At 36.4% G+C, this 18,097-nt stretch carries 15 protein-coding genes; 12 read left to right on the top strand and 3 right to left on the bottom strand.

Annotation, left to right across the window (positions count from 1 at the left end; translation table 11 throughout):
* Positions 1–15: 15 nt before the first annotated feature.
* From LQV47_RS11420 to LQV47_RS11405, 4 genes are read left to right on the top strand one after another with little or no spacing between them, the layout of a single operon-like run.
* Complete coding sequence (locus LQV47_RS11420) at positions 16–2,712, top strand: TonB-dependent receptor (RefSeq protein ID WP_230036960.1); 2,697 nt, start codon at positions 16–18, stop codon at positions 2,710–2,712.
* 18 nt (positions 2,713–2,730) lie between these two features.
* The gene (locus LQV47_RS11415; protein ID WP_230036958.1) at positions 2,731–4,074 is read left to right on the top strand and encodes a DUF4876 domain-containing protein; all 1,344 of its coding nucleotides are present in this window, start codon (positions 2,731–2,733) and stop codon (positions 4,072–4,074) included.
* Positions 4,064–5,653, top strand: a complete 1,590-nt coding sequence (locus LQV47_RS11410; RefSeq protein ID WP_230036956.1) for a DUF6850 family outer membrane beta-barrel protein — start codon at positions 4,064–4,066, stop codon at positions 5,651–5,653. Before LQV47_RS11415 ends, LQV47_RS11410 begins: the two co-directional genes overlap by 11 nt.
* A gap of 1 nt (position 5,654) precedes the next feature.
* Positions 5,655–6,797 (top strand): cytochrome c peroxidase, encoded by a 1,143-nt coding sequence (locus LQV47_RS11405; protein WP_230036954.1) that lies wholly within the window; start codon positions 5,655–5,657, stop codon positions 6,795–6,797.
* Between the two features lie 168 nt (positions 6,798–6,965).
* On the opposite strand, the gene LQV47_RS11400 is transcribed toward LQV47_RS11405, so the two are convergent.
* The 3 genes from LQV47_RS11400 to LQV47_RS11390 form a co-directional block, all read right to left on the bottom strand.
* Positions 6,966–8,444, bottom strand: coding sequence for a lipopolysaccharide biosynthesis protein (locus LQV47_RS11400; RefSeq protein ID WP_230036952.1), 1,479 nt, complete (start codon positions 8,442–8,444; stop codon positions 6,966–6,968).
* A 9-nt stretch (positions 8,445–8,453) separates the two neighbouring features.
* Positions 8,454–9,248 carry an FkbM family methyltransferase gene (locus LQV47_RS11395; protein WP_230036950.1) on the bottom strand — a complete coding sequence of 265 codons (795 nt, stop codon included), beginning with the start codon at positions 9,246–9,248 and terminating at the stop codon, positions 8,454–8,456.
* A 321-nt stretch (positions 9,249–9,569) separates the two neighbouring features.
* A complete protein-coding gene (locus LQV47_RS11390; RefSeq protein WP_230036948.1) occupies positions 9,570–10,232 on the bottom strand; it encodes a DUF2461 domain-containing protein in 663 nt (220 codons plus the stop codon).
* Between the two features lie 164 nt (positions 10,233–10,396).
* Here LQV47_RS11390 and LQV47_RS11385 point away from each other — a divergent pair, with 164 nt between their 5' ends.
* The 8 genes from LQV47_RS11385 (at position 10,397) to LQV47_RS11350 (ending at position 18,084) form a co-directional block, all read left to right on the top strand.
* Complete coding sequence (locus LQV47_RS11385; RefSeq protein WP_230036946.1) at positions 10,397–10,579, top strand: hypothetical protein; 183 nt, start codon at positions 10,397–10,399, stop codon at positions 10,577–10,579.
* 426 nt (positions 10,580–11,005) lie between these two features.
* The gene (locus LQV47_RS11380) at positions 11,006–12,721 is read left to right on the top strand and encodes a DEAD/DEAH box helicase (protein WP_230036944.1); all 1,716 of its coding nucleotides are present in this window, start codon (positions 11,006–11,008) and stop codon (positions 12,719–12,721) included.
* Positions 12,722–12,873: 152 nt separating this feature from the next.
* Complete coding sequence (locus tag LQV47_RS11375) at positions 12,874–13,512, top strand: DUF47 family protein (RefSeq protein WP_042723220.1); 639 nt, start codon at positions 12,874–12,876, stop codon at positions 13,510–13,512.
* Positions 13,513–13,534: 22 nt separating this feature from the next.
* Positions 13,535–14,677, top strand: coding sequence for an inorganic phosphate transporter (locus LQV47_RS11370; protein WP_230036942.1), 1,143 nt, complete (start codon positions 13,535–13,537; stop codon positions 14,675–14,677).
* A gap of 102 nt (positions 14,678–14,779) precedes the next feature.
* Positions 14,780–15,751, top strand: a complete 972-nt coding sequence (locus tag LQV47_RS11365; RefSeq protein ID WP_230036940.1) for a polyprenyl synthetase family protein — start codon at positions 14,780–14,782, stop codon at positions 15,749–15,751.
* A gap of 87 nt (positions 15,752–15,838) precedes the next feature.
* On the top strand, positions 15,839–16,798 hold the full coding sequence (locus tag LQV47_RS11360; protein WP_230036938.1) for a GSCFA domain-containing protein: 960 nt from the start codon (positions 15,839–15,841) through the stop codon (positions 16,796–16,798).
* The gene (locus LQV47_RS11355; protein ID WP_230036936.1) at positions 16,791–17,315 is read left to right on the top strand and encodes a DUF4269 domain-containing protein; all 525 of its coding nucleotides are present in this window, start codon (positions 16,791–16,793) and stop codon (positions 17,313–17,315) included. Before LQV47_RS11360 ends, LQV47_RS11355 begins: the two co-directional genes overlap by 8 nt.
* 7 nt (positions 17,316–17,322) lie before the next feature.
* Complete coding sequence (locus LQV47_RS11350; RefSeq protein ID WP_230036934.1) at positions 17,323–18,084, top strand: TatD family hydrolase; 762 nt, start codon at positions 17,323–17,325, stop codon at positions 18,082–18,084.
* Positions 18,085–18,097 lie beyond the last annotated feature (13 nt).

Raw genomic sequence — 18,097 nt, 5'->3', positions numbered from 1 at the left:
TCTAATTATAAAAAATTGAAACGAATTGTATTAAGCACAGCCCTATTCATGGGGTCTGTTACGATTTTATGTGGTCAGGAAAAGAAGATTGACCTGAATGCCGGTACTTTTGAAGTTAAAGGTTGCAGAATGATATACGCTAATAAAGACGATATTACCTATGCAGGAGGATGTGAGGTTATTGTAAAGCAACCCGGGCAAGCTCCTAAAACTATTTTTTTAAAAAAGAATGAAAAACTTGTTGTCAGAGACAAGAAAGCGGCTATAGTTTACACAGATGTTGTTTCAGATATTAGGATAGATGGAATAGAACTTACAGCCAAAAAGAAGAACTTCTCTGAAATAGAAATCAAACAGGAGGCTCTTCAGAATATACAGTCATTTTCTATTGGTGACGTCCTTCAGCAATTGCCGGGGCAGTATATACAGCCTTTTGATAATGCACAATTCAAGAATATTGTTTTTCGTACAGCAAGTGGAGCTTCGGTGACATCGAGTTCTACATCCTTAAGTGGAGATGAGGCAGGAAACAAAGCTTTTGGGGTACAGGTAATGGTGAATGACATTGCGTTGTCTAATAATGAAAATATGCAAAGCTATAATTCTGCATACGGCTCACCATTCGGACTCAACTTTACCGCCACAGCCGGAAAATCAGGTACATTGACTCCTTCACAGCCTAATTTCGGGGTTGACCTGCGCGAAATTCCTACAGAAAATATTGAAAGTATAGAAGTCATCCAGGGAATTCCTGATGCTAAATACGGAGATCTTACTTCCGGGCTGATTAAGGTGACTACATTCGCCAAAAGGTCTCCTCTGCGTCTGGATGCATCCATAAGGGAAGGTACTTATCAGCTGGGACTTACCAGAGGGTTTTCTCTGAAAAATGATCAGGCTCTGAATATTTCTGCAGACTATATGAATTCTATTGTTGATCCCAGAACAAGCCTGGTAGGTTATGACAGGTTTAGCAGTAATGTTCTTTGGGGGATTAATAAAAACAGTATAAAAAATAAACTTTCTTTTGCTTTCTCTCAAAATACAAGCAATGGGAAAAGAGATCCTGATGACCTTCAGGGTATTGTAATCAGCAGTAAAAATAAAAGTTTTTCATTAAGCAATAATTTTAAATATCTTTTTAAGGGAACTAAAAAAATAGTTAGAAGTATTGGAGCAGATGTAGGACTAAGCTATGGCACTCAGCGTACGGAAAGAAAATATTTTCTGAATCAGGGAGCCCGTCCCTACGGTAATGCAATGGAAAATAGCGTGTACTATGCGCCTTATACGCCGCCAAGTTATGAAAATATGACCTATGTGGACGGAAAACCGATCAATGTTTACTTCAACGCAAGTGCCGATGGTGTATATACGACATCTAAAAGATGGGTGCATTCCTATTCTGCGGGATTTAATTTCAGATACGGTGATAACCTTGGAAGAGGAAAATATGGTACAGCCGGACAATTCTCTACAATTGCCACTACCGGAGGAACGGCAAACGGAGTAAGAGATTATAATTATCAGGATAATGTATTGGCTAGTACACAATACGCTTTTTATGTGCAGGATAATATTTTTAAAAGATTAAATAACAAGCATGGGATAAGGGCTAATCTCGGATTGCGTTATGATATTCAGAATGGAAGATCAACCCTCTCTCCAAGGGTGAATACTTCTTACCAGATGGGGGATCTTACTTTTCGTGCCGGAGTGGGACTGACTTCCAAAGCACCTTCACTTAACCAGTTATATACAGGACCAAGGTATTTTGATATGCTGTTGGGAGATTACCGTATTCCGGGATATTACACCGTTGGAATAATGCAGACAGTGGTAACCCCCGGAGATAATGTAGATCTTAAACCTTCAAAAAGCTGGAAAACAGAATTTGGAATAGATTACAAATTGCCTTTTGCTGCCATCAACCTAACCGGATATTATAACAAACTTTTTGATGGTTTCAGTACCCTATCCGTAGCAAAAATGATGGATAAGGCTAAAGTGGAAATAACTGCAGTGGGAACCGATGTTCCTACTTTTGAGATCATGGGTAAGGAAAAATTCCATTATTTACAAAACAGGATTATAAACGGCTATGAATCTACCGATAAAGGATTGGAGCTTATGGTATCTTTTAAAAAGATAGAAGCACTGAACCTGATAACAGGCTTTAATGCTTCCTACGTAAAGACGAAGAGTAAAAAGAATGAAGATATACCTACAATAGCAGCCCTTTCCATTCCGGAACCTGCCTTTCAGTACGGATTGTATAATGACACGTATTCCAATGCCAATATGGCAAGAGCCAGCTTTAGTTTTGATTACCACCTGCCATCTTCCGGATTGATTATAGGGCTCCGCACTGACCATTTTTTAATCGATGAAAGAATAACATCCGGCAGCAGTATTTATCCCATTGGATATATAGATTCGGAGCTTAATACGGTGATGATTCCGGAAGCGGAAAGAAGTAATCCAAAATATCAGACCCTTTTCAGAAAAGCTTCTGAAGAATCTTTATCCGGCTTGGGGAAGAAAACATTACACAATATACACCTTCGGGTTACAAAAGATTTCTTAAGCGGTTTCAGGATTTCCATATACGTCAATAATGTTTTCAATCTTAAGGCATACAATGAATACGGAACACTCTATACAAACTTTAGTCCGGCATCTTTCGGAGCTAATATTTCCTATAAATTTTAATAAAAGACTTTTTGTACTATGAAAAATATAATAACTTATTTGTTTTTACCTCTTCTTATGCTTACAGGATGTAAAAGAGAAGATGATTTCGGTAGTGGGAGTGATCTTCAGCCTGTACCATTTACTATAGCCGCTAAATATGATGCAAAGTTGGATGGCAAAGAAGCTGCGAATGCCAATGTCACTCTGGAAAATACCTCTACCGGAGATAAAATTATTGGAAAAACTGATGCCAATGGAGAATTAAAATTCAATGCCATTCTTCCCGGAACCTATACCATTACCGCTGATATGACGATGTCTAAAGAAGATTATGAAGATATGTTTGAAATACCTACGATCAATCCTGAAGTGTATTTCGGAGGAATGCAGGAAAAAGTTATTGTTAATGTCAATGTTTCCGCAGCAGTGATCACCCTTTCTTCAGGAAGGATAGAAGATCTTGTTATCAAGCAGGTATACTATGCGGGTTCTTCTACCACTGAAGCAGCAAGCTTCAGAGACCATTTCCTGGAGATTTACAATAATTCTAATGAAATGATCTATGCTGACGGTTTATATGTGGGGCTTCTGGAAGGGAATACAAACAGTAATGTGACTTCATATACTTTATCTAACGGGCAGTATGACTGGAGTAAATCCACAGGAAACACGATTGGAGGAAGTGCCAATACGGATTTTGTATATGCCAGTACCATCATCAGAATTCCCGGAAGCGGAAAAGAGCATCCTATCCTCCCGGGGAAAAGTATTGTAATTGCCCAGACGGCAATTAATCATAAGGCTCCGTATGATGATATTAAAGGACAGTCTGTGAGTATAAAAAAACCAGAAGAGACGGTAGATCTTAGTGGAGCGGATTTCGAAACCTACCTTGGAGATTATTTTACAGCCAATGGAGGAAGTCCTTATCTGTATGATATCCAGAATATAATGGTTCCGGATATGGAAATTGTGCATTGGGCGTTAAATTCCAAGGATATGTTACTGGGAGTTACTTCAAGACCTGCATTAATTGTTTTTAAAGCAACACCGGGAGAAATTTCTTCTTTTGCAAAAGTACCGAGTCCTAAAAATCTAAACGGGGCATTGTTCGTAAGAATTCCTAAAGAAATTATTATTGATGGGGTAGACACTACAGATAAAGAGCAGAAAGCTCCGAAAGACTTACCGGTAAGTATTGATGCTACGAGAGCTTTCATAAAAAATGATGCAGGGTCACCGTATCCGGATTACAGCTCTTATTCCATCATTCGCAAAACAAAAGAAATTATCAAAGGCAGAGTGGTTCTGGCGGATACCAATAACTCACAAAATGACTTTACAACTATAAAAGCTAACCCACGAGGAAATGCACAATAATCATAAAAACAGACTATCATTCAATAAATGTCTACTGCTATTCCTGCTGTTAATGGCGAATCAAAGCTTATTTTCCCAGGCTACGAGGCTCGATAGTATCGATATCAGTACAGTAGAAAGAAATATCAGACTGGAAAATCCATACCTGAGCTTTTTCCATCCATTGGACTTCTCTGCTACCTCTTTTAATTATTCTGTTCACAAACAGGAATTTAAAAGAGTGCAGTCACCTGAGAAATCCGAAGGCTTTAATTTCAATTCACAAGGTGTATTTCAGCTTTCTCCGAAAGTTGCGCTTTCCGGAAGGCTTAATGCTGTCCGGGAAAAAGAACACGCTGTTCCTTTTATCTTAACAGAAGAAAGAACCACTAATCAGTCTTTTATCCATAACCCGTCCTATTTTTATGCTCCCCGGGCGGCAGATTGGTTGAAACAGGATTATAATATTTATGGAGTACTGGCATACAGGCCTGTGAATTTCCTGATTACCCAGTTGGGAGTGGAAGGTAACTTTACAAAAGCATATAGAGATGCTGATCCCCGCCCGAAAACGGACCATTATGTGTATAATGTATTTTCAAAAATCGGTCTGAACTGGAAACAGCATAGCCTTTTTGCAAAAGGAAAATATTTTAATGATTATAGGGTGAATGACATTATGTACGTCAATATGAATACCAATGTTCCTTCTAGTGACAGTGTATATATCCGCTATAATGAAGGATATGGAAATCAGTACAAGGGAACACTTTATTCTTCAACCGAATATAAGTCTGACGGTTATATCTGGGGAGGCGAATATGCATTCAATAACAGGAATATTCACTTCAGTGCCGGATATGACTATCAGTATTCTATTGAGCGGTTTTATAAAATATACACTTACAAAGATACAGACAATCAGAGTTATAGAGTTTATGATAAGTATTCAGGATTAAGAACCGATAAACATAGTATGTATGCGAACTTTTTGGGGAGATTTAATGGATATAACTGGGCTTCGAAACTCTATTTCTGGGACCAGCTGGATGATAATTTCAATTATGAACTTAAATACAGAACCTATAGGCTGCATCAGTACCAGCTGGGATGGAATAACAATCTGAGTTGGTTTAATTCAAAAAATGAATCTCAGAAAATTCGTTTGGATCTGTTGTATGGACGGAATAGTGTGAAGGACATTTCCGTTGTCCTGAACCGGGAAATTAATTATTTTCAGTACCATTTGGGTTATGAAAAGGAATTCCGTATCAATTCCGAGGATAAATTGGCATTAGGAGTGGATCAGTATCTCTACTTTCCTGTTCATAAAAGCTTTGAATACACTCCTTATGAGAGTAGTAAAGAAAATATATTTGTACAGAGAATTGCCATACCGGATTATGCTTATGATGCTTCCAAAAAACTGGGGCTTACCCTTAATCTGAAATATAAAATGAACAGGGGAAAGATCCGATATGAAATGGAAGGAGTTTTAACACAAAACTGGCTGGCTGCCAATCAGTATAAACAAGCGGTACCTGGTTATAATGGGAATGCGAACTTTATTGCTAGTTTTGCACTGAAAGTATTTTATTAAAATGAAGGAAAGATATCTGGCAATATTCGCTATTGCATCAGTGATCATAATGTCTGCCTATACATCCAATGATCCCACAGGGTATACGGTAACAGAGCTGCGTGAAATGTATGGAAGCGGAAATCATGCTTTATGGCCTAAACTCTCCCTTTTTGATGAGGCTAAAGAAGGATTTCAGGATATAGGAGCACTCCCTGAAATGGAATTTCCTGCAGATAATCCGTATTCTGAAGATAAAGCAGAATTGGGAAAAATGCTTTTTTTTGATCCTCGCTTATCAGGATCCGGGCAGATTTCATGTGCCAACTGTCATAATCCGGATCTGGGCTGGGCAGATGGAAGCAGGGTTTCTTTTGGCCATAACAGGCAGACGGGAACCAGAAATGCTCCTACTTTGGTGAATATAGGGTATGCTAAAACTCTATTCTGGGATGGAAGGGCAATGACGCTGGAAGAACAGGTAAAATCTCCGATTGAAAACCCTGTAGAAATGAATCTTCATTATAAGCTGGCGACAAAAAATATACGTAAGATAAAAGGCTACAGAGCCTATTTTCAAAAAGCATTCGGAACTAAGGAGGTTACTGAAGACAGGATTTCCCAGGCGATTGCAACTTTTGAAAGAACATTGGTGAGCCCCGCCTCCCGATTTGATAAATTTATTGGAGGAAAGAAAAATGAACTTACCGATGCTGAGGTCAACGGACTTCATCTATTCCGTACTAAAGCGAATTGTATCAATTGCCATAATACACCTTACTTCTCGGATCAGAAATTTCATAATCTCGGTCTTACATATTATGGCAGGAAATATGAAGATCTGGGAAGGTATACGGAAACACTGAAAAATGAAGATGTAGGAAAGTTTAAAACACCTACCCTGAGAGAAGTTGCAGATAATAAACCTTATATGCATAACGGCCTGTTTCCGGAGCTTGCCAATGTCGTGATGATGTATAATGCAGGAATGGGAAGAGAAACACCTAAGGCCAATCAGATGAACGATCCGAAATTTCCTCTTAAATCAGGGATGATTGTCAGGCTGAATCTTACAGATGATGAGGTTTTTGATATTGTAGCTTTTCTGAAAACACTTAACAGCTATAAATATAAGATGAGACCTCCTGAACTTCCTGCTCAATAGATACGGAATCTTCAGTGCACGCTCTATTGTGTAAAAAACGTTCCGAACCGGAGCGTTTTTTTATATTATTCTATGGATTTTAATTGAAGTGGAATGCGGTTGGTACCGATACCGTGACGTCATTTTTAAGCTATATGTTGTTACTTCTGAACTTAAATTTTAGTCTTTCTATTTAAATTTAAAAACACTTTTAATAAACCTCATATTCAGGTAATCTTCAATCGGGAATATCCTGGTGAAATAGTTTCCTATATAGATCAGTATCAATACGACAGCCGGTTTATAAAACAGGTTGATAAGATTGCTGTTGAAGTTAGGAAGAACAATAGCTACGGTAATTGCCAAAGTACAGATAATGGAAACAAAGATCATCTCAATAGTCAGAGGAGAAACCTTAAACACGATATAATTAAAGATGATTTTGATGATATTGTAAACAGATAATGAAATAGCAGTAGATAGGGCAATTCCGATGAGTTTCAGATCAGTATTTTTAATGAAATAATAATTCAGGCCAATAGTTAACCCTGCCAATAAAAGCATCACCAGAATATTGAATCGGTAGTATTTTGAGAGAGAAATAATATTTCCATTGAAGCCGGTTGCCAGATCTATTAAAACGGCAGATCCCCAGATCCAGACCACAGGCTCATACTCTCTGAGCATAGTTCCGTTTTTGGGCATAAACTGGGTAAGGTAAGGAAAACCCACCATAATGCATGAGAACAGCACGGCACCTAAAAAGTATAAAGAGAGCGAGGTCTTCTTGTGAAACCTGTCCAGCTCTTCCATATCTCCGTCAGCAAGTGTTTTGTTGATAATAGGAGCCGAAATATTAAATAATCCCAATTGGGGAATGGAAATCAGCGAAATAAGGGCATACAGCACAGAATAAATTCCAACCTCTTCCATACCCATAAATTCACCAATCATAAAACTGTTGATGGCCAGGTAATTTCCAAAAGTCCCCAGAAACCCGAAAAAGCTGTAATTGAAAAACTTTTTCCATAAATCATCCTTCTTAAAATAATCTGTATTAAAATCGAGATGTATCTTTTCAAGCTTGTTCGTGTAATAGATATACCCAAAAAGCATTAAAGCAAAAATTCCAAAAAAGAATGTAAAAGCAATTTTTTGAGAAAGAGCAAAATAATAAAATAAACAAAATGCTCCCAGATTGGCTATTTTGGGAAACAGGTTATCAAAAATATTGGAAACTACAATTCTTTTATAATTGGAAGTGTACTTATTGAAAATAGCACAGAACGAAAGAATCAAAATTAATGGAAGAATCATTTCTTTAATCTTCCAGGCTTCCGAATGTCTGAACTTCGGATAAAAATAAGGCAGCACAAAAAATACGGCTGCAAAAATGAGAAAATTAACAAAAACAGTGAGCAGCGATAACGAAAGCATATTCTGCTTTTTGCCGTCTTTTTCTACCGAATGAAAAAACTTTACATTAGAATAAGAAACGCCCAATACCACAAAAGGAACCAACATCTCAGCAGTAGGAAGGATATAGCGAAGCTTTCCGTAAAATTCAAAGTCGTTGGGGAAAATGAATATTGCGGAAACCGTGCCCAGCAAAAAACCAATATAACCGATAATGGAATATTTGAAGCCTTGTCTCGCTACTACGCTCATAAAGTTGTTTTAAAGGTTTTTAGGTATAAAAATAATATTGTTGATATACTGAGTTTTATTTTTTTCGTCACTTGTATTTTGCAGTAAAATATCCTCTGTAAGTGTTTCCAGGATAAAGCTGTTTCTGTTAAGGTACTGAGCTTCATATCCCCAGCTTTTTACCTCAGAGATTTCATTCCATATAGGAGTTTGATGGTGTCTTTGCTCCATTTCAACCATTAGGGTCGGCAGGAACTTTCTGATGGTTTCTTGTGCTCCCAGAAGAGTCTTTATTTCATTTCCTTCAACATCTATTTTGATGAAATCCAGTTTGTCAAAGTGCTCTATGGCAGCCCAGTCATCCAGCTTAATGACCTTTACTTTTTCAGTAAGGCTTTTTTCTTCCCCTTTTTCCTTATAAGAAGTGTTTAAGGTTCCCCGGGAAGCAATTGTTTTTCCATTAATAACAGGAACTTTAAATTCAGCTGTTGTATTTTCGTCAGAAAGAGCCAAAGGCAGAACCTGCATTGTGGGAAACAGCCTTTTAAGGCGCTGGTAAAGTTTTTTATTAGGTTCAAAAGCATAAATATGCTCATGATCCAACTTGTTTTCCAGCTGATAAAGGAAAGTTCCTACATTCGCACCAATGTCAAGGATTACAGCATTCTTAGGAAGGTATTCCTTGATCCATACCAGTTCCGGTTCTACATTACGTTCCGAAAAATTATTTTTATTAAGATTTTTTAAGGTCTTAAAATATCTTTTTTTGTAGAAATTCGGACTTATATATTGTAGTTTTTCTGCAAGTTTTTGGTATAAAGACATCCTTAGCTTTTTGACGAACAGCAAAGATAAGCAAAAATGTAAAACTTATCTTAAAAAATGTTAAATATAATGGGTTGATTTTCAGTTGGTAATATTTCCTGATTGTTTTGAAAATAATGAGATGTAACAGGTTTCTAATGGACCCCCGAGACTCTTCCAACTGATAAACAGCTGTTTTAAAGATTCCTGAACACTCTAATTATAAGGCATACCGGTTTTTCTCTCAGAAATTGCTTATGAGGCATATTCACGAGAAATAAAGAAAATACTGCGGTATCTTTAAACTTTAACTGAATGTTCTGTCTGTAGCTTTCGGATTAGCTAAACAAAAGGAGTGTTTAGAAAATCATTAAAAGGTTTCATTAGGCTAAAAATTTTTGTCAGATTCTGTACTGCTTTTTTATCTAGTATTTCTTCATCTTTTAAACGGTATAGTACGATAAAATTCTTAAGCTTCAGGTATTCTGCCATAGGATCTTCTTTTTCAAAACCCTGGGGAACTTTTTTAAGTTTACCATCCTGATCAAGCTCAGGAAAATGCTTTTTGAAATCTTTTTGATTTAAAATTTTGAGAAAATCATCGCCATATAAAGAGACTTCCTTCCTTACCTCTTTCAAAACAGAAGATTCAGGCATGTAGATTCCGCCGGCTAGAAATGATTTACCGGGTTCAATATGAAGATAATATCCACCTTTCTGGCTGCCTTTTCCCATTCCTAAAGAGGCTCCGAAGTTGGTTTTGTAAGGAACTTTGTCTTTTGAAAATCTGGTGTCCCTATAGATTCTAAACATTGCTTTTTTAGGGTCTATTTTAGCCAGATCTTCATCAAATGCTGACATTTCTTTTATTAAATCTTCCAAAAAAGAAATCACATTTTCCTGTGATGCTGTGTATAGGCTTTTATTCTCATTGAACCATTCACGGTTATTATTAATGGCCAGCTTTTTTAAAAAGGTAAATGTTCCTGGTTGTATTGTATTCATTTTGTGAGCTTGGTTTACTTAGGTTGTAAAGAAATGATATGCCGATTTATTTTAAACGAAGTTAAAAAATAAACTTGCGTTTACCAAAAATTAAACTGGAGTTCACGGAACCGGGAATTTTATTTTTTAGCTTTGAGATACCAACTTATTATAACGTAAATACTATGAAAAATCTGAAAAAAATTTCAAGAATGGATTTGAAAAAATTACAGGGTGGAGCAGCTGCATACAGCTGTGGATCTTATTGCAGTAAAGAAGGGGAGCAGTGTGGAAATTACATTTACGAATGCTATTGCCAGGCGCTTAATGGAGATCCTACATTTTTAAGATGTGTACCCAACCATTAACTGTTAGCAAAACCAACACAAGACTGTCCTTCTTGGAGGGCAGTCTTTTTTTATCATTATATTATTAAAAAAAATAATGATAAATCATAGTTATAAGGCCGAATTTCCAACGTAATTCCTAATTGTATAATAAAATATCAACAGGTTTTTACGGATAGGTTCAAAAATAATCAATCGGTTGAATAAAAGAATAAGCGTACTGTTATTTTTTAAAAACTCATAAATAACCCATAAAAAATCAATCCAATTTAATAAAAAAAAATAATGTTTAACAAGTCTTTAATTTCAAGCTTGTTTTTTTAGATTTAATTTTCAAAAAATCAAAAAAATAGTAGAGGATTCTGAATTTAAGATTGTATATTTAAAACTTTATTCAAAAACAAGTCAAATATTTATTGTATCTTTGCAAAAATTTTAAAATAGTTAATGAATTTATTTACGGAAACCAATTTAAGTCCTGATATTCTTAAGGCAATTGGCGAACTGGGCTACGAAAGCCCAACAGAAATCCAAAAACAGACTATCCCTTTTATTCTTTCAGATATTCGCGACTTGATCGCACTTGCGCAAACAGGGACAGGCAAAACAGCAGCGTTTTCGCTTCCGATTTTGGATATGATTGACGATACGAGTCGCAAAATCCAATTATTGGTGCTTTGTCCGACACGGGAATTATGTCTTCAGATTTCTAAAGACATAAAGAATTACTCTAAGTACATGAAAGACATCAAAACTACTGCAGTTTATGGTGGAAGTAGTATTGTAGATCAGATGAGATCTTTGAGGGATAAACCACAGATTATTGTGGGAACTCCGGGAAGAGTAATTGATCTTATCAACAGAAAAGCATTAGACTTTTCTGCTATTCATTGGTTGGTATTAGATGAAGCTGATGAAATGCTTTCTATGGGATTCAAAGACGAATTGGAAACCATCTTAAGTGAAACTCCGGAAACAAAACAGACTTTCTTATTCTCGGCGACGATGAATAAAGAAGTGGAAAGAATTTCCAAAAATTATCTTACAAAACCACACCGTATTTCAGTAGGTTCTATCAACGAAGTGAAGAAGAACATTACACACGAATATTACGTGGTAGGTTACCGTCAGAAAAAAGAAGCGTTGAAAAGATTGATCGATGCAAACCCTAATCAGTATTCCATTATCTTCTGTAGAACGAGAATGGAAACTCAGGAGGTTGCTGATTTCTTGATGCAGAACGGGTATGCAGCAGATGCACTTCATGGAGACCTTTCTCAGGCGCAGAGAGATACGGTAATGAAGAAATTCAGATTGAAAAATATCGATATTCTTGTCGCTACAGACGTTGCAGCAAGAGGATTGGATGTAAACTCTCTGACTCATGTTATTCACTTCTCTTTACCTGATGATCCTGAAGTATTTGTTCACAGAAGTGGTAGAACAGGTAGAGCAGGAAAAGACGGTATTTCTATGGCTTTAATTAAGCCTGAAGAAAGCAGAAAGCTGAAGCAGATCAAATCTGCAACAAAGATTGATATCAACGAAAAATTCATTCCTACAGGTGAAGAGATTATCAAAGCTCAGGTAGGAGGTGTTTTCGAAAAACTATTAACAGAACATGAAGATCTTTTCGAGTTTGATAATAGCCTGATTCCTGATCTAAGCAACTTTACAAAAGAAGAATTGGTGCACCAGTTGCTACAGTTCCAATTGAAAGATCTTGCTTTATATTACAAAGACAAACACGATCTTGTTGAGCAGAAATTGAGCAGCAGAGATGATGATTACTCAAGAAGAGACCGTGGTCGTGATAGAGATAGAGATCGTGGAAGAGACCGAGACAGCAGAGATAGCAGAGACAGAGATCGTGGAAGAGACAGAGACCGTGGTGGAAAGCCAAGAAGAAAAGATGAGAATATGGTAAGATTCTTCTTTAATCTTGGAAAGAAAGATCACTTGAAGAAACTTGACGTTTTGGATATTATCAACCAGGCTACTGCAGGAGGAAAGACCAAGAAAAGAGCTGAGATTGGTGATATTGAGATCTTAGAAAAATTCTCTTTCTTCGAAGTTGAGAAATCATTCAAAGACAATGTTCTAAGCAATATTCAGTCTATGAAGTTCAAAGGAAAAGATATGAGGGCTGAAGTGGCAAACTAAACCTTTATCAACACTATATAAAACCGGCAGTAATGCCGGTTTTTTTATTTGATTATCAAATGGTAAGCGAATGTTAACAAAACTTAATGTTAGATAGTTTCAGGTCAAATCCTTTTTTAGGAAATTTGCACTCGAATTATAAATACTAAAAAATGGGAATTGGTAATATTTTCCACGCTTTTCAACCAAAGGATAAAATCTTTTTCGTGCTTTTTGAAAAAGTAACCGAAAATCTAGTTGCAATGTCTGAAGACTTCAACACAGGAATCAAAGATTTCGATCTTAATGATGACTCTATGTTGAAAAAAATGAGCGACTTTGAGCATAAAAATGATGAACTTACTCACGAGATCTTTGTAGAACTGGGGAAAAACTTCATTACTCCTTTTGACCGTGAAGATATTCACACATTGGCAACAGGATTAGATGATATCGCTGATTACATCTATGCTTCTACAAAATATATCTTTTTGTACAAATCGCCTGAGATGAAGGCGTATTCAGACTTCTCTTTACTGATCCACAAAGCATGTCTTGAAATCCAGAATGCTATGAAAAACCTTAAAGGTTTTAAGAATATGGAGCAGGTAAAAGAAGCTTGTATCAAAGTAAACTCTATTGAGAATATTGCTGATGACCTGCTTTCCAATTCAATGGTAGAATTGTTTGAAACCAATGATGCTATCAATATCATCAAAGTTTCATCCGTATTGAACTATCTTGAAATAGTAACTGATAAAGCAGAAGATGTTGCCAACACGATTGAGAACATCATGATTAAATACGCCTAAACAATACATAACATAGCAAAAAATGGAATTTCCTATTTTACTTACGGTTATTATTGCTTTAGCCTTAATTTTCGATTATATCAATGGTTTTCATGATGCAGCGAATTCAATTGCAACCATTGTTTCTACAAAAGTTTTAAGCCCGTTCCAGGCTGTACTCTGGGCAGCCCTTTGGAATTTCGCAGCATTCTTTTTAGCGGCCTATGTAATAGGTGAATTCAGGATTGGAAATACAATCGCTAAAACAGTTAATGAGAATTTTATTACCCTTGAGGTAATATTCTCTGGTCTTGTAGCGGCTATTGCCTGGAACCTTTTGACATGGTGGTTTGGGATTCCTTCCTCATCATCACATACCTTAATTGGTGGGTTTTTGGGAGCTGCTCTGATGCATGCTTTTATGCTGGATTATCACGATGTAGCAGCAGCTCAACCTGGTTTAGGATTCTTTGAAACCTGTAAACATGCTTTCCATCAGGTAACAACACAGAGCGTTGTGAAATTTGATAAAGTAATTCCTATCTTCCTGTTCATCTTCATGGCACCGATTATAGGGATGGTTATATCAATCATCATTACATTAATTATTGTACATCTTTATAAAAGATCAAATCCTTACAAGGCAGACAAGTCTTTCAAAAGATTACAGCTTGTTTCGTCAGCACTTTTCAGTGTAGGTCATGGTCTGAATGATGCACAAAAAGTAATGGGTATTATTGGGGCAGCCCTGATCTATTATCATGTGGAAATGCTTCATGACCCTGTTTATCTGAATATTCCTTCAGCAGGACGTTTTGATTACTTTGCACAGCACTATCTTTGGGTTCCTTTGGTTTCCTTCCTGGCAATCGGTTTGGGTACCATGAGTGGTGGTTGGAAGATCATCAAGACAATGGGAACTAAAATTACAAAAGTAACTCCATTAGAAGGAGTAAGTGCTGAGACTGCAGGAGCAATCACACTTTTTATTACAGACCAGCTTAGTATTCCTGTATCTACAACACATACGATCACAGGTTCTATTATCGGGGTAGGATTGACGAAAAGAATTTCTGCGGTAAGATGGGGAATTACAGTAAGCTTACTTTGGGCTTGGGTACTTACCATTCCAATCTCAGCTATTGTAGCAGGAGTTACCTATCTTTTAGTAAGTTTCTTATCTTAAGTGAAAAATTAAAATGATCATATAAAACTTTGTCCATTTGGGCAAAGTTTTTTGTTTTATAAAGCTCCGAAAATCGTATTTTTGTTCAAATTATAAGAATTTATGGAATTTTTAGACAGATACCAGCAGATCGTTGGCGACGCCATCAATAAGTATACTTTTAAAGATAAACCCAGAGAACTTTATGATCCGATGAACTACATCATTTCTCATGGAGGAAAACGCCTTCGTCCCATTATGGTACTGATGGCATGTGATCTGTTTGGAGGAGATCTGAAAGAAGCTATAAAGCCGGCATTGGCTATAGAGTTTTTCCATAATTTCACACTGATCCATGATGATATTATGGATGAAGCCCCTTTAAGAAGAAATAAACCTACCATCCATACACTACACGGAATCAATGTAGGTATCCTTTCCGGAGACGGGCTGATGCTTAAAGCCTATAAATTCTTTGAAGATCTGGAGCCGGAAATTTTCAAAGCCTGTATCAGGATTTTTACCCATACAGGACTTTTACTATGTGAAGGACAGCAGTATGATATCAACTTTGAGACTCAGGAAGATGTGACTTTTGATGATTATATCAGAATGATTACCTATAAAACAGGAGTTCTGAGTGCTTCTTCTTTTGAAATCGGTGCATTGATTGCCAGAGCGGATTTTAAAGATGCAAAAGCTATTTTCAATTTCGGAAAACATATTGGGATTGCTTTCCAGATTATGGATGATTATCTTGATGTTTTCGGTGATCAGGCTCAGTTTGGTAAAAAGCATGCTGGAGATATCTATGAAAATAAGAAGACCGTTCTTTATTTATTAGCAAAAGAACATGCTACGGAAGAAGAGAGAAAAGAACTGGATTACTGGTATTCTAAGAAGACAGATAATGTAGACAAAGTCTATGGTGTTGAAAAAATCTTCAGAAGAGCAAAAGTAGATGATAAAGCGCTCCGCCTGATTGAAAAGCACAATGAAATAGGACAGAGCTATCTTCAAAAAATTGATATTCCTGAAGAAAAGAAAAAGCCGTTTATAGAACTGGCCAATTATTTGTTGAGAAGAGAAAGCTAAATAAGATTTTAGATAAGAGCTAGCAGGTGGCAGGTTTCGTTAATAAGAACTTATTACCTGCTGCTTAATTTCTACTCCCTGAAAAAAATGAAATTCAGAACTGAAGTTGATATTAAAAAATCAGAAAAGAAAATTGAGGTTGAAGATAAAATATTTTCAATAGGTTCGTGCTTTGCTTCAGAAATGACCGATTTATTGAAGCAAGGACAGCTGCAAACACTTAATAATCCTTTTGGAACGATTTTCAACCCCCTTTCCATCCGCAATGAAGTGAAAATCCTCCATGATTCATTGTTTTATGAAGAAGAGGACCTGATCACTTATAATGAAGAATATATTTCACTGGATCATCATACGAGTTTTGATACACGGTATATTCATCAGACTTTGGATAAGATCAATACTGCTATTGAAGAAGGAAATGCTTTTCTTCAGGAGACAGACTGGATTATTATTACCTATGGAACTTCATTTATCTATGAATTTATTCCAAAGAAACAGCTGGTGGCCAATTGTCATAAGATTCCCCAAAAGTTTTTCGAAAAAAAACTGCTCTCTCATCAGGAGCTGACCGATTCTATTTACAATACAATTTTGGATCTTAAGGATATTTGTAAAGAAGAGGTGCAGATTTTATTTACCGTTTCACCGGTAAGGCACACCAAAGACGGAATGATTGAGAACCAGCTGAGTAAATCCAAACTTATTACTGCTATTCATGAATCCATATCCATGTTTGAAGACTGTCATTATTTACCTGTTTATGAGATTTTGATGGATGATCTCCGGGATTATCGTTTTTATAAAGAAGATATGATTCATCCCAGTACCCAGGCTGTAAACTATATCTTTGACAAATTTGGGGATGCTTATTTTTCTGAGGATACCAAAGATTTTATTAAAGAAAATTTTAAAATTGCCAAAGCCTTAGAGCATAAAACGAGTGATAAAAAAGATCCGAAGTTTATTGAATTCAGGGAAAAACTGGATCAGAGAATTGAAAACCAACGTACAAAAGTAAAACATAAAATATTTTCAAATGATTGATTTTACCCAGATTGATTATTTGGAAAATGGAAACGAAAGACAGAAGAGGGCTTTTGAAGTGCTCACAAAATATAAAATTTTTGAAAAATTAAGTAAGTATTCGCCTTTACTGGCGGGAACCATTCCTATTGAAATAGATATTGCGGGCAGTGACCTGGATATTATCTGTGAAGTAGATCCTGGATTTGAAGAGGATTTTTTGGAAGAACTAAGGTCATGTGATCTGATTCCTCAGGAAATCGATGTTAAGGTTGAAAATATCACTTTAAATGGGGAGAGAAGTATTGTTTTAAATTTTATGCTGGAAGAATTTCCTATTGAGATTTTTGGTCAGAATAAACCTGCCAGAGAGCAGAATGCTTACAGGCATATGATTGCCGAATACGAAATATTACAGGAAAAAGGAGAAGACTTTAAAAAGAAGATAATAGAGCTGAAAAAAAAGGGAATAAAGACGGAACCGGCATTTGGCATGCTGATGCATCTTGAAAATCCTTACGAAGATCTGTTAAAATGATAAGAAAATGATTGATACACATACACATTTATACGCAGAAGAATTTGATGAAGATAGAAAAGAAGCTATTCAAAGAGCTATAGATAGAGGGATTACAGAGTTTTATCTTCCTGCTATTGATTCTGAGTCTCATGAAAAGATGTTACAGCTGGAAACCGAATATCCCGGGCAGATTTTTTCAATGATGGGGTTACATCCCTGTTATGTAAAACCGGAATCCTGGGAAAAAGAACTGGATATTGTTAAAAATTATCTTGATCAAAGAAATTTTCCGGCGATAGGGGAGATAGGAATCGATCTGTATTGGGATAAAACCACCCTGGATATCCAGGTGCAAGCTTTTGAACAGCAGATTGACTGGGCGATAGAAAAAGATCTTCCCATTGTAATTCATACAAGAGAAAGCTTTGATGAAACATTTGAAGTGCTGGAAAGAAAAAAACATCCAAAGCTTAGAGGGATCTTTCATTGCTTTTCGGGTAATCTGGATCAGGCAAGGCATGCTGTAGATCTTAACTTTATTTTGGGCATAGGAGGAGGGGTTACTTTTAAAAACGGTAAAATAGACCAGTTTCTGAACGAAATCCCTTTAGATAAGATTGTTCTGGAAACAGATTCTCCTTATCTGGCGCCGGTTCCTCACCGAGGAAAAAGAAATGAAAGTGCATACCTTGATTTAGTTGCCGGGAAACTGGTAAATATCTATGGGAAAGATTTTTCAGAGATTGACAGGATTACTACTGAAAACGCAGAAAGACTATTCAAATAGATGATTTCTATTC

This window comes from Chryseobacterium sp. Bi04, assembly GCF_918698085.1.
Taxonomy (GTDB): domain Bacteria; phylum Bacteroidota; class Bacteroidia; order Flavobacteriales; family Weeksellaceae; genus Chryseobacterium.
Note: the sequence above shows the minus strand (reverse complement) of the source record. Positions and strands in the feature narration are given on the sequence as shown.